Annotated in this window: 12 protein-coding genes; 6 read left to right on the forward strand and 6 right to left on the reverse strand. The window is 38.0% G+C overall.

The genetic code is table 11. The annotated features are described in order from the left end of the window. Nucleotides 1-9 precede the first annotated feature (9 nt). From HCG49_RS11740 to HCG49_RS11760, 5 genes are all read right to left on the reverse strand, one after another. Entirely contained in the window at nucleotides 10-552 is a 543-nt protein-coding gene (locus HCG49_RS11740; protein WP_168469732.1) for an RNA polymerase sigma factor, read from the reverse strand. 279 nt (nucleotides 553-831) lie between these two features. Beyond that, on the reverse strand, nucleotides 832-2658 hold the full coding sequence (locus HCG49_RS11745; RefSeq protein ID WP_168469733.1) for an ABC transporter ATP-binding protein: 1827 nt from the start codon (nucleotides 2656-2658) through the stop codon (nucleotides 832-834). Further along, nucleotides 2658-4367, reverse strand: a complete 1710-nt coding sequence (locus HCG49_RS11750) for a phospho-sugar mutase (RefSeq protein ID WP_168469734.1) — start codon at nucleotides 4365-4367, stop codon at nucleotides 2658-2660. The genes HCG49_RS11745 and HCG49_RS11750 overlap by 1 nt, the downstream gene beginning before the upstream one ends. Nucleotides 4368-4413: 46 nt before the next feature. Beyond that, on the reverse strand, nucleotides 4414-5370 hold the full coding sequence (locus tag HCG49_RS11755) for a glycosyltransferase family 2 protein (RefSeq protein WP_168469735.1): 957 nt from the start codon (nucleotides 5368-5370) through the stop codon (nucleotides 4414-4416). Nucleotides 5371-5405: 35 nt separating this feature from the next. After that, nucleotides 5406-5939, reverse strand: a complete 534-nt coding sequence (locus HCG49_RS11760) for a DUF4199 domain-containing protein (protein ID WP_168469736.1) — start codon at nucleotides 5937-5939, stop codon at nucleotides 5406-5408. Between the two features lie 166 nt (nucleotides 5940-6105). Here HCG49_RS11760 and HCG49_RS11765 point away from each other — a divergent pair, with 166 nt between their 5' ends. The 3 genes from HCG49_RS11765 to mtaB all read left to right on the forward strand — a co-directional run bounded on the left by HCG49_RS11765 (nucleotide 6106) and on the right by mtaB (nucleotide 9184). After that, complete coding sequence (locus HCG49_RS11765; protein WP_168469737.1) at nucleotides 6106-6357, forward strand: type B 50S ribosomal protein L31; 252 nt, start codon at nucleotides 6106-6108, stop codon at nucleotides 6355-6357. A 69-nt stretch (nucleotides 6358-6426) separates the two neighbouring features. Continuing rightward, nucleotides 6427-7611: a GlmU family protein gene (locus tag HCG49_RS11770; protein ID WP_168469738.1), complete on the forward strand. Its 1185-nt coding sequence runs from the start codon at nucleotides 6427-6429 to the stop codon at nucleotides 7609-7611. Between the two features lie 241 nt (nucleotides 7612-7852). Then, the gene (gene mtaB, locus HCG49_RS11775) at nucleotides 7853-9184 is read left to right on the forward strand and encodes a tRNA (N(6)-L-threonylcarbamoyladenosine(37)-C(2))-methylthiotransferase MtaB (protein WP_168469739.1); all 1332 of its coding nucleotides are present in this window, start codon (nucleotides 7853-7855) and stop codon (nucleotides 9182-9184) included. Nucleotides 9185-9334: 150 nt separating this feature from the next. Here mtaB and HCG49_RS11780 read toward each other — a convergent pair whose 3' ends face one another. Then, nucleotides 9335-9628, reverse strand: a complete 294-nt coding sequence (locus HCG49_RS11780; RefSeq protein WP_168469740.1) for a GNAT family N-acetyltransferase — start codon at nucleotides 9626-9628, stop codon at nucleotides 9335-9337. Between the two features lie 165 nt (nucleotides 9629-9793). Between HCG49_RS11780 and HCG49_RS11785 the strand changes: the two genes are divergently transcribed. The 3 genes from HCG49_RS11785 to cls all read left to right on the forward strand — a co-directional run bounded on the left by HCG49_RS11785 (nucleotide 9794) and on the right by cls (nucleotide 13022). Continuing rightward, a complete protein-coding gene (locus HCG49_RS11785) occupies nucleotides 9794-10456 on the forward strand; it encodes an alpha/beta hydrolase (RefSeq protein WP_168469741.1) in 663 nt (220 codons plus the stop codon). Nucleotides 10457-10611: 155 nt separating this feature from the next. Further along, nucleotides 10612-11562 (forward strand): lytic transglycosylase domain-containing protein, encoded by a 951-nt coding sequence (locus HCG49_RS11790; protein WP_168469742.1) that lies wholly within the window; start codon nucleotides 10612-10614, stop codon nucleotides 11560-11562. Continuing rightward, a complete protein-coding gene (gene cls, locus HCG49_RS11795; RefSeq protein WP_168469743.1) occupies nucleotides 11562-13022 on the forward strand; it encodes a cardiolipin synthase in 1461 nt (486 codons plus the stop codon). The genes HCG49_RS11790 and cls overlap by 1 nt, the downstream gene beginning before the upstream one ends. The last annotated feature ends 111 nt before the right edge of the window (nucleotides 13023-13133 follow it).

The raw sequence follows: 13133 nt of genomic DNA on the forward strand, positions 1-13133 counted from the left end.
ATTGCTGGTTTACTGTTCTTTTAAAAAGGCTTCTATTTTTTTGGTTGCCAAATGATAGGATGCTTTTAAAGCACCCACGGAAGTTTCCAGTATTTCTGATATTTCCTGATATTTCAGTTCCTGGAAGTACTTCATATTAAATATTAACTTTTGTTTTTCTGGTAGACCTGCGATCGCCTGTTGCAGTTTAAGTTGAATTTCGTCGCCTTCAAAATATACATCGGCTCTTAATTCTTCTGAAATTTTACTATATAACTGATCTTCGTTTAGTTTTAATTTGTTGGCTTTGTTTTTTAGAAAAGACAAGGCCTCATTGGTCGCAATCCGATACATCCAAGAAAACAATTTACTATCGCCCTTAAAACTGTCAATATTTCGAAATACCTTTATAAAGGTGTTTTGTAATACATCATCCGCGTCGGCATGATCTAGTACAATTCTTCTAATATGCCAATACAAACGTTCCTTGTAAGCATTTACAAGCACCTCAAAGGCTTTGGCCTGAAGGTCTTTTTGCTTTAACTGTCTTACTAAAATTTCCTCCGCAATCAACGTTTGTCTCTTATAGTTACTACTATGACCCCAAATTTTCAAAAAGGTTTAATAGTATAAAGATATTTATTAAATAATTGAGTACTAGTGAATTTGAATAGAAAGTTGAAGAAGTCGTATCCATAGAGGCAAGGATTGCTTCTTCTAAGAAGAAAAATGAATAAATAATCGTTTAAAAAATATAGGCAGGAAATGCTAAACGAATAGGAGGGATCGTTACTAGTAGCGATCGTATTGATTTTTAACCTATCATAAACGAGCATTTCCTGCCTATATTAATTACACTTCAAAAGATTGCATGGTGACTAATTTTTTGTAGACACCGTTAGTGGCAAGGAGTTCTTGGTGCGAGCCTTGCTCTACAATTTCTCCCTTTTGAAGAACCACAATGGTATTTGCATTTTGAATGGTCGAAAGTCGATGTGCAATTACAATAGAGGTTCTATTTTGCATCATTTTTTCCAAAGCATCCTGAACGAGGCGTTCGCTTTCCGTATCTAGGGCAGAGGTGGCTTCGTCCAATATCATGATAGGTGGATTTTTCAATACGGCCCTAGCAATGGATAAGCGTTGTTTTTGCCCTCCGCTTAGTTTATTACCACTGTCACCAATATTGGTGTTGTAGCCATTAGGGAGGCCAGAAATAAATTCATGGGCATTGGCTATTTTGGCTGCCGCTATAACTTCTTCATCGGTGGCATTTTCTTTTCCTAGGGCAATGTTGTTTTTAACTGTGTCATTAAACAAAATGGAATCTTGAGTTACTAGTCCCATCAAAGCGCGTAACGATTTTTTAGAGAAGTCCTTAATAGGGACGCCGTCAATTTTAATTTCCCCTTCGTTAACATCGTAAAATCTGGTGACCAAATTGGCAATGGTGCTTTTTCCGCTACCAGACTGTCCTACTAGGGCTACGGTATGTCCTTTGGGGACCTGTAAGTTGAAATTCTTGAGAACATACTCGTCCTCATACTTAAAGGAGACATTTTCAATGGCAATACCCTCTGTAAAAGTTTCCTTTGCTATGGCAGAAGGTTTTTCTGCGATCGGATTTTCGGTTTCCAGTATCTCTAATACCCTTTCTGCTGCTGCATTCCCTTTTTTAACGCCAAAAGAAGCCTTGCTTATGGCTTTGGCAGGGGTAAGGATATTATAGGCCAATCCCATATAAGCAATAAAGGAGGCGGCATCCAAGGTTTTTTCTACCAATACCATTTTACCGCCAAACCACAAGAGGACTCCAATGACCAAAATACCTAAAAACTCCCCGGTAGGAGAGGCTAAATTTTGTCTGTTGAGTAATTTGTTCGAAAATTGGAAAAACCGTAGCGTAGAATTACTAAAGGCTTTATAGAATCTAGATTCGGAATTAAAGGCTTTGATCACTCTAAGGCCGCCCAAGGTCTCTTCGACTATCGATAATAATTCTCCTTGTTCTTTTTGAACCCTATCCGATTTCTTTTTTAAAGATTTTCCGATCCTAGAAATAATCATTCCGGCAACGGGAATAAAGATAAAAACAAAAAGGGTCAGTTTGGTGCTAATCCCAAACATGATAAGAATAGTGAACACTATCGTTAACGGCTCTCTTACGATAAGCTCTAGGATAGAAAGAAACGAATGTTGTATTTCCAATACATCCGAAGTAATCCTGGCAATGACATCGCCTTTTCTTTTTTCGGAATAAAAGGAAATGGGAAGATCGACAATCTTCTTGTACATGCTATTTCTGATATCCTTAAGTACCCCATTCCTTAAAAAAGTAATGAAGTACATGGCCAAATAATTGAAAAGGTTTTTTAATAAAAAGAGCGCTAAAACCAAGCCTATTACCAAGATCAGACCTTTCATTTGATCATCACCGGAATAGGCTGTAACCCTATAGCTGATATATTCTTGCAGGTAATCCTTTAGGTGTCCTATATCTGTATATACCGGTTCGTTCAGTACTTTTTTCTCAGGCGTAAAAAGCACATCGAGCATTGGGATAAGTGCAGCAAATGACAACGCACTGAACAATGCGTAAAGAATGTTGAAAAATATATTTAAATAACCGTATTTACGGTAAGGTTTCGCAAAGCGAAGGATTTTTTTAAAGTACTCCATTAAGCTATCTTCAATTCTTTTAGTATTCTATCGATTTTTGCGTTTAGCTCCGCATCAACCTTTTTAAAGTCTTCTGATTTTTCCAAGTTACCGTTTATGCTGAAATAGAATTTTATTTTAGGCTCCGTTCCACTAGGTCTAGCAGCCATTTTAGTCCCGTCCTCTGTAATGTATATCAACACATTGGAAGTAGGGATGTCTATATCTGAAACGACCCCTGTGATTAAATTTTTGGAAGTAGCGGTATTGTAGTCCTCAATGATGACCACTTTAGATCCGTCCAAGGCGCTTACAGGGTTGTTTTTAAAGTCTACCATCATCTGGCTTATTTCTTCCGCCCCTGACATTCCCTTTTTTGTCAAAGAAATTAGTTTTTCCTTATAAAAACCATAGGCAACATAGCAATCTATAAGGTCTTTATAGAAAGAACTGCCATTTGCTTTTGCGTTGGCTCCAATTTCACAGGCTAAAAGGGTAGATGTAACAGCGTCCTTATCACGAACGAAATCGCCCACCATAAAACCAAAACTTTCTTCTCCTCCACCAACAAAATGTTGTTCTGGGAAGTCCTTGATCATTTTGGCAATCCATTTAAAGCCAGTCAAGGCTGTTTTGCATTCTACGCCATATCCCTTTGCCAATGCATCCATCATTGGGGTAGAAACGATTGTAGAAGCAATAAATTCGTTGCCAGTGAACCCTTGGGCTTTGCGTTGGTCCAATAAAAATTTGGTCATCATGATCATGGACTGATTTCCATTCAAGATTTCCATTTTTCCATCTAAATTCCTAACCGCTACTCCTAAACGGTCACTATCAGGATCTGTACCTATAACCATATCTGCGCCTATTTCTTCGGCTTTTTTGATCGCGATGGAAAGGGCTTCTGGCTCCTCGGGATTTGGCGATTTTACGGTAGGGAAGTTTCCGTCTGGTTTGGCTTGCTCCTCAATAACGGTCACGTTTTTATAACCTGCTCTTTTTAAAACTTCAGGGATGGCCGTAATGGATGTACCGTGAAGAGAGGTAAATACAATTTTAAAATCGTCCTTGCCCTTGGCATTAAAGCTGCCGTTTTTTACAGATGCGTCAATAAAGGCCTCATCTACTTCTTTGTCGATAAGTTCTATAAGGTCGTTATTGGCGTCAAATTTTATATCCTCATAAGAAAGGCTGTTGATCTCTGCTACAATAGCACCGTCTTCTGGGGGTACTATTTGCCCGCCGTCGGTCCAATATACCTTGTATCCGTTATATTCTGGCGGATTATGGGATGCGGTCAGTACAATACCGGCGTGACAGCTCAGGTGTTTTACGGCAAACGATAGTTCCGGAGTGGTACGCAATTCGGAAAATAGATACACCTTAATTCCGTTAGCGGCAAAAACTTCGGCAACGGTCTTGGCTAAGGTGTCGCTATTATGTCTACAATCGTAGGCAATTACCACTTTTACTTCTTCGTTAGCATATACTTTATTTAGGTAGTTGCTAAGCCCTTGAGTACTTTTTCCCAGCGTATATTTGTTAATTCTATTGGTCCCCGCTCCCATGATTCCGCGCATACCTCCTGTTCCAAATTCTAGGTTTTTATAAAACCTATCCTTCAGTTCTTCGGTGTTGTTTTGCAGGAGATCATTAATTTCTGTTTTCGTATTAACATCAAAAAAATCGGTTAGCCAGCTTTTTGCGTTGGTAAGAATCGTATCCATATGTGTTGTGATTTTTTAAGGTTCTATACTTTTAAAGTATCTTGGTTTAGTTATTGTTTAGGTTCATATCTTCCGAAATAGAGTACCGTGTTTCGTCCTTTCGTGATCTGACCATAATTTCGCCTAAAAATCCGGCTAAGAAAAGTTGGGAGCCAATGATCATGGAGACTAGGGATATAAAAAACTGTGGTCTTTCTGTAAGTAGTCTGCCATAGGGGTTGATAAAAAGTTTATCGATGCCCAAATACAAGGCAAATCCAAATCCTATAGTAAACATGACAACGCCTAAGGCACCAAAGAGGTGCATAGGTCTTTTTCCGAATTTAGAAACGAACCATATGGTAATAAGGTCCAAAAATCCGTTGATAAAGCGTTCCATGCCAAATTTGGTGTTGCCGTATTTTCGGGCCTGGTGCTGTACGATCTTTTCATCTATTTTAGAGAAACCGGCACTTTTTGCCAAAACGGGGATATATCGGTGCATTTCTCCCGATACCTCAATTGTTTTTACGACTTCCTTTTTATAAGCTTTAAGGCCACAGTTAAAATCGTGCAGTTGTACCCCAGAGGTTTTCCTTGCTGCCCAATTGAATAGTTTGGAAGGGAGGTTCTTGGAAAGAACCGAATCGTATCTTTTCTTCTTCCAGCCAGAAATTAAGTCGAAACCATCCTTGTGGATCAGTTGGTACAATTCTGGGATTTCTTCAGGGTTGTCTTGTAAATCGGCATCCATGGTAATCACGACCTCTCCTTGTGCTGCTTTAAAGCCGGCATGGAGGGCCTGGGATTTTCCGAAGTTTTTTAAAAAACGAATCCCCTTAACATTGGGGTTCTCTTTTCCTAAGGCGGCAATTATCTCCCATGAGCGATCGGTACTGCCGTCGTCAATAAATAGTATTTCATATAAAAAATGATTGGATTGCATGACTTGTACAATCCAATCGTGAAGTTCTTTTAAAGACTCTTCTTCGTTGAGTAAGGGAATTATTATAGATAGGTTCATTCGGTACTTATGGAAAATCTTTTCAAAAGTACAAATTACTGAATAGTTTCTTGTTTTTTTAGAATTAATGCAGGAATTAATGATAAAAGAAATCCTAAGACCACACTAAATATCAATCCAAAGATAATTTGCATGGAAGGGGTAGAGAATTTTTTGCCCATTTCTAATTGGGCATCTATCTGATCTGGTGTCATTTTGGTAGTCTCTAATAATAGGCCTTTTTGATATTCCGCCGCCTTGGCCATCATCTCAGGATCTATGACCCCGGCCATAATCTGATTGAAAACAATACCGATGATCCCCCCAACCAAACAAACGCCAACACCTATTTTTAAGCCTTCTCCAAAGGACATTAAATTGTTGTTGGCCCTTTTGTACTGTATCATACCTAATAGTATACAGGATATAGAAAGCACAACACTTACCCCAAGAACCATAAAGCCTCCTTGGTAATGCATTTCCAAAGAATATAGCATAAGCGCAAATACCACGCTTAGAGCACCGAGGACTAATCCGTAGTGTAAAGCAAATTTTCCGGTTTTAGGTTTGATATCTTCTGTCTTTATCATTTTCGTTGCTATTTTATAGTTTTAAAATTAGTTGAAATAAGGCTTTATTTGTTACATTTGGGGCGAAGATATTTTTATTTTTCTTTTTTAGACATTTTAAATTGTTGTTTTGAGAAAAATAATTAAATTTGCACCACGAAATTAAGAAGGAACTAACGTTTTTACAATGAAAAAAGATATACATCCAGAAAATTATAGATTGGTAGCTTTTAAAGATATGTCCAATGAAGAGGTATTTATTACAAAGTGTGCTGCTGAAACAAAAGAAACTTTAGATGTTGATGGAGTAGAATATCCATTGATTAAATTAGAAATCTCAAGAACTTCTCACCCGTTCTATACTGGGAAGGCTAAATTATTGGATACAGCTGGTCGTATCGATAAGTTTAAAAACAAATACGAAAAATTCAAGAAATAATATCTTTTTTTATAAAAAAGAGTTAAAAAGTCACGCTATAGCGTGACTTTTTTGTTTTAAATTTATAGTATGAATTATATTCTTTTTGATGGAACCGTAAGGGAAGCCTTGTTGCCCTTCACATACACTAGGCCAGTAGCAGATATTAGAATCGGTATTTTGACCATTCGCGAGAAATGGGAAAAATACCTAGGCAATACTATCACCACGATAACGGAAGAGTATCTGTCCGAAAAATATCCTATGGTTGAGATGGAGCAAAATGTTCTTATCAATGCTTCATTTTTGCCTAATGAAGAATTGGTGTCCTTGGTTAGTGAGCTACAGGAAAACGAAGCTATTTTTTGGCACGAGGAGGTAATCGCCTTTTTTGCCTTGGAAAATCAGGAAGAAGTAGATTTTTCGTCCTACACGGCTATTGAGTATAGTGGGCCGGTGTTGCGTATAGAAAATACCTGGGATATTTTTTCAAAGAACGGAGAGGCCTTGCAAGCCGATTTTGATTTGCTGACCGCGGATAGGGTTAGTCAGCCTATATCTAGGACCAATACGGTTTTTAATTCCGAAAATATATTTTTGGAAGAAGGAGCCAGTGTAGAGTGTAGTGTTTTAAATGCTCAAGAAGGACCAATCTATATAGGTAAGGATGCTTTAGTGATGGAGGGGAACCTGATAAGAGGTGGTTTTGCCCTCGGTGAGAAGGGTGTGGTAAAGATGGGGTCAAAAATTTACGGTCCCACCACGGTAGGCCCAAAAGGAAAGGTATGTGGCGAAATTAGTAACTCTGTGATCTTTGGGAATTCTAGTAAAGGCCATGATGGGTATTTAGGGAATTCGGTCTTGGGAGAATGGTGCAATATAGGAGCCGACGCTAACAACTCTAATCTTAAGAATAATTATTCCCAAGTAAAATTGTGGAATTACGAAACGGAAAGTATGGTGCCGACCGGACTCCAGTTTTGTGGGCTTATAATGGGCGATCATAGTATGGCCGGAATAAATACCATGTTTAATACAGGGACGGTCATAGGTGTTAATGCTAACATATACGGGACCGGATTTCCGCCACATTTTATACCTAGTTTTAGTTGGGGTGATGCTTCGGGTTTTACTACCTATCAATTAGAAAAGGCTTTTGTGACCGCTAAAATAATGATGGCGAGAAGGGAAGTGGAATTTGATGAAGTAGAAGAACGTATTCTAAAGCATGTTTTTGAGGAAACTACAGAATGGCGGAAATACAATAGGAATTAAGCAATAAAACTTTATCGGTTTAGGCTTCCCAAGGGATGGACTGTTGTTTTTTAATTCAAATTCATGTTCTTTTACTGCTTTAATAGAATGTAAATAATTGGTATATTTGCACTCTTAAAAAAAAAGCCTTTCTTAGATTGGTAATCGAAATAAGGTATAAACACTATTATGGTTCTGTTTCAGGAGCCTAGAATAATCAAACGCCCTTGAGGTGTTGATATTCGTGACAAGTATATTTAACATGGATAAAAAGAAAGTAGCATTTTACACGCTTGGCTGTAAGCTGAATTTTTCAGAAACATCTACCATTGCAAGAGATTTTGTAGAAGAGGGTTTTGAGCGTGTCGAGTTTTCGGAAAATGCAGATATGTATGTGATCAATACCTGCTCTGTTACAGAAAATGCGGATAAACGATTTAAATCCATTGTTAAACAGGCTCAAAAAATAAATCCAAATGCTTTTGTTGCGGCCATAGGGTGCTATGCCCAGTTAAAGCCAGAAGAGTTGGCGGCCGTCGATGGGGTAGATTTGGTGCTGGGGGCTACTGAAAAATTTAAGATTACCGATTATATCAACGACCTGACTAAAAACGATTACGGAGAAGTGCATTCCTGTGAAATTCAGGAGGCCGATTTTTATGTAGGTAGTTATGCGATAGGAGATAGGACCAGGGCTTTTTTAAAAGTTCAGGACGGTTGCGATTATAAGTGTACCTACTGTACCATTCCTTTGGCCAGGGGGATCTCTAGAAGTGATACCTTGCAAAACGTTTTAAATAATGCCGCCGAAATCTCCCAAAAGGGGATTAAGGAAATTGTGCTTACCGGGGTTAATATTGGCGATTATGGAAAAGGAGAGTTCGGCAATAAAAAACACGAACATACATTTCTAGACCTTGTAAAAGCTTTGGATAAAGTAGACGGGATCCATAGGTTGAGAATATCTTCTATTGAGCCAAATTTATTGAAAAATGAAACCATAGATTTTGTTGCGCAAAGTAATTCCTTTGTGCCGCACTTTCATATTCCCCTTCAAAGCGGTAGTGATATTGTCTTAAAAGCTATGCGAAGACGTTATTTAACGGACTTGTATGTCGATAGGGTTAAAAAGATTAAAGAGGTAATGCCGCATGCCTGTATTGGGGTCGATGTTATTGTTGGTTTTCCTGGGGAAACTGACGAATTGTTTTTAGAGACCTATCATTTTTTAAATGAATTGGATATTTCCTATTTACACGTCTTTACTTATTCTGAAAGAGATAACACTGTGGCAGCGGATATGGAAGGGGTTGTTCCTCAGAAAGTAAGAAATAAAAGAAGTAAAATGCTTCGCGGGCTATCGGTTAAGAAAAGAAGGGCGTTTTATGAAAGTCAATTAGGGTCCAGGAGAACCGTATTGTACGAAGGGGAGAATAAAGAAGGCTATATTCACGGTTTCACGGAAAACTACGTAAAAGTAAAGGCGCCGTGGGATCCGGGATTAGTAAATACCTTGCAAGAAATAGAACTTACAGAGATTGCCGAGGATGGTTTAGTGCGGTTTAAAGTAGTTGAAAAAGCAGCCGTAAATTAATGGCGCCATAGCTCGACAACAAAACAAAAGTCGTGAAGTATATATAAGAGGTTGTCTAAATCCTAAAGGCAGCCTCTTTTTTTATTTGAGAAGGTGGTCGATGTTTCGTAACCATTAAAGGTCGACAAAAATAATATAGTCTTTAGGAGATTATATTCTTATCCCAACTGGTAGCATTTCTTTGTATTGTCTGTTTTTTCTAAGGAATCCTGCTATTTCAGGACTGGTAGGTACTATTCGTAAGTTTTCTTCTTGAAGGTGGTTTAAAACACATTTAATAAAATCTTCCTTAAATCCTATTGCTGTGATTTCTTCAGGAACAACCAATTTGGTTAAAAAAACTTTGCGTTCTTGGGAAGAGTATTCAATTTTTGCGAGGTGTCCGTTAAATTCGAACTCGAATTGTCTTAAGAATTCATTATTCTTAATTTCTATGTGATTCATATTCTTTGATTTTAAATATTGATTAAATTTGGACTAAAGGTTCTCGGGATTTAATCCAATAAATCATTTTAAAAAAAGTAGGTCAAAAATTGGCAGACTGAAAACCAAGGGCAAAGGTAGTGAAAAAAAAGGAGGATTCCTATTTAAAAACGAGGCTAAATACTTATGAGTCAGAATAAAATACATATTTATTTCATGCCGGGAATGGCAGCCAATGCTTCTATTTTTGAACATATACGCTTGCCTGAGGAACTTTTTGAGCTTCATTTTTTGGAATGGAAAATTCCAAACAAGAACGAAAGTTTAGAAGACTACGCTATTAGGATGAATTCCTCGGTGAAGCATTCCAATGCTGTTTTGGTGGGAGTGTCTTTTGGGGGGATGCTGGTTCAGGAAATGGCCAAACATATTGAAGTGAAAAAGGTAATCATTATCTCTAGTGTAAAACTGGCCTCCGAACTTCCAAGACGAATGGTTTTTGCCAAATACACTAAACTTCATAAATTGCTGCCAACAGGAATGGTAAACAATGTTGAGTTAATGGCTAAATACGCCTTTGGCGAAACTGCTACAAAGCGTTTAAAACTTTATCAACAGTATTTGTCCGTTCGAGATAAGTATTATTTAGATTGGTCTATTGATCAAATTGTGAATTGGAAACAAGGGGGGTATGACGAAAAGGTGGTTCATATCCATGGTGAGAAAGATCCTGTTTTTCCGATCGCATATATTCGCGATTGTGTAAAAGTGAAGAATGGTACGCATACGATGATTATCCATAGGGCAAAATGGTTTAACGAGCACTTGCCAGAAATTATATTGCAATAAGGAATGGCTACATTATATTTTTTGGAATAAATTGTTTTTCATGTAAAGGGTGGCTTATAATAATTATCTTAGGATGGAAAAAAAATGCCCAAAAAAAGCAAGGAAATAAGAGTAGGACAGACAAACTAAAGAGAGGGATGAAAAAAATGAATTTTATGAAAGCGGTAAAGAATATTTTAATGATTTTGGGAGTTGTTTTTGTGGGCAGCAGTTTAATATTTGCTGTAAAAAACAACGACGCTTCTGTGTCGACAGAAGTGGTAAAGACTACTAAAAACGATGTTGAAAAGGAAGGGTATCGGATTACGGCTATTGAAATCCCTGAAAATTTAAATTTTTCGGGAGAAGCGGTTCCTTTTGACGATCCTGAAATTATGGAGCGTGTAGACCGAGAGTTCTTGGTAAACACCTATTGGCAATCCAATGCTGTGCTTCTGATGAAGAGAGCAAACAAGTACTTTCCGATCATAGAGCCTATTTTGGCTAAAAATGGCATCCCGGACGATTTTAAATATTTGGCGGTGGCAGAGAGTGGATTGCAGAATGTGGTGTCCCCAGCGGGCGCTAGAGGGTTTTGGCAAATTATGCCGGGTACAGCCAAAGATTACGGCTTAGAGGTAAACGCTAATGTGGATGAAAGATACCACATAGAAAAATCGACCGAAGTCGCTTGTGAGTATTTGAAGAAGTCAAAGGAGAAATTTGGGAGTTGGACACTCGCGGCGGCGGCTTATAATGCTGGGCCTGCCGGGATACAAAGGTATATGGGGGTACAGAAGGTCGATGGTTATTACGATTTGTTGCTTGGGGAAGAAACTGGGCGATACGTATTTAGAATCTTGGCCATAAAAGAAATACTTTCCGATCCTGAAAAATACGGCTTTCATTTAGATAAGGAAGATATGTATACCAAGGTGCCTACCTATACTGTAGACATTTCAGAGCCAGTGGCCAATTTTGCGGATTTTTCCAAGGAATACGGAATTAATTATAAGATTTTAAAACGTCATAATCCTTGGCTTAGAGAGCCGCACCTGAACAATTCTTCCAAGAAAAAATACACCTTGGAAATCCCTAATAAAGGCTACTATAAGATAGCTAAATAATGGTCCTATGGAAAGAACATATATGGTCTTTTCTATTAGGGATTAATTATTTGTTGGTTATTATTTTTGCCGTGATTATTGTTTTGAAAAACAAGAATCCGGTAAAAACATTATCCTATATTTTTGCCTTGGCCGTCTTGCCTTTTATAGGATTGCTGGTCTATTATTTATTTGGACAGGACTATCGGAAAAATAAGATTTTTGAGAAAAAATATATCCTGGATAATGAAAGACTTAGGAATTGGGCAACCTCCCTAAGTTTAAGTGAAAGTGAAAAGGATTGGTTCGAAACAGAATTTGGGGAAGGTATTTCCAAAATTTATCGTTTGCTGGGCAACAATCAAAAGGCAGTACTGACCTTTGATAATAAACTAGAGGTTCTTTTAAACGGGGAGGAAAAGTTTAAATCCTTAAAAGCCGATCTCAAAAATGCTAAAAAGCATATTCATCTAGAGTATTTTGTGATTTTTGACGATGAGCTCGGAAGCGAAATTATTGATATTCTCTGTAGCAAGGCACAAGAAGGGGTGTTGGTGCGCTTAATATATGACGATGTAGGAAGTAATATGTCTTCTAAGAGCAAAGCAAAGCTCACTCAAAACAAAGTGGCTCATTTTCCCTTTTTACCGGTGCTTTTTTCTAACTCTACCTCTAAATTAAATTATAGGGACCATAGGAAAATTGTAGTTATCGATGGGGATATCGGGTATGTAGGGGGAATTAATATGAGTCAGAAGTATGATAATTCCTATAACAATGCCCGGTATTGGCGAGACACGCATTTAAAAATAATAGGAGGGGCGGTTGGAGCACTTCAATCTTCCTTTTTGCTGAGTTGGAACTTTGTTTCTAAAGAAGAGATTGCCATAATAAATGGTTATTTACCTCAAACCAAACCTGAATTTAAAAAGCCTGTGGCTGTGCAAATAGCTGCTAGCGGGCCAGATAGTGATTGGGCGAATATTATGGAAGCTATTTTTTGTGCTATCAACTCAGCCAAGGAAAAAGTTTTTATAACCTCTCCGTATTTTATGCCCAACAGTGAAATTTTAACCGCATTGACAACGGCTGCACGTAGTGGTGTCGATGTCCGCATTCTAATTCCTTACGAATCAGATTCATGGGCGGCACAATATGCCACGGACTCATATATTGAAGAGTCGCTAAGGTCCGGGATTAAAATTTATAGGTACCGAAAAGGGTTTATACATGCTAAAACCATGGTCATAGACGATTTATTTTCGAGTATTGGTACCGCTAATCTAGACTATAGGAGCTTTTCTATCAACTTTGAAATAAACGCTTTGGTGTATAATAGGGGGATCAATGAACAAATGAGCGCGGTTTTTGTTCAAGATTTGGAAGATAGCGAAGAGATGACTTTGGAGCGCTGGGAAAAGCGAGGTATAGTAAGAAGGCTTCAAGAGTCTTTTGGGAGACTTTGGGCTCCATTGCTGTAAGGAAGCAATGGTGTGTCGGTATAGTTAGGGAAATAAAAAAAAGCTCTGGTAAAAGGTTACCGGAGCTTTTTTTGTATAATAATGAAAATTGGACTTCTTTTAGAAGTCCCA

Origin of the sequence: Arenibacter sp. 6A1, assembly GCF_012272855.1 — a bacterium.
GTDB lineage: Bacteria > Bacteroidota > Bacteroidia > Flavobacteriales > Flavobacteriaceae > Arenibacter.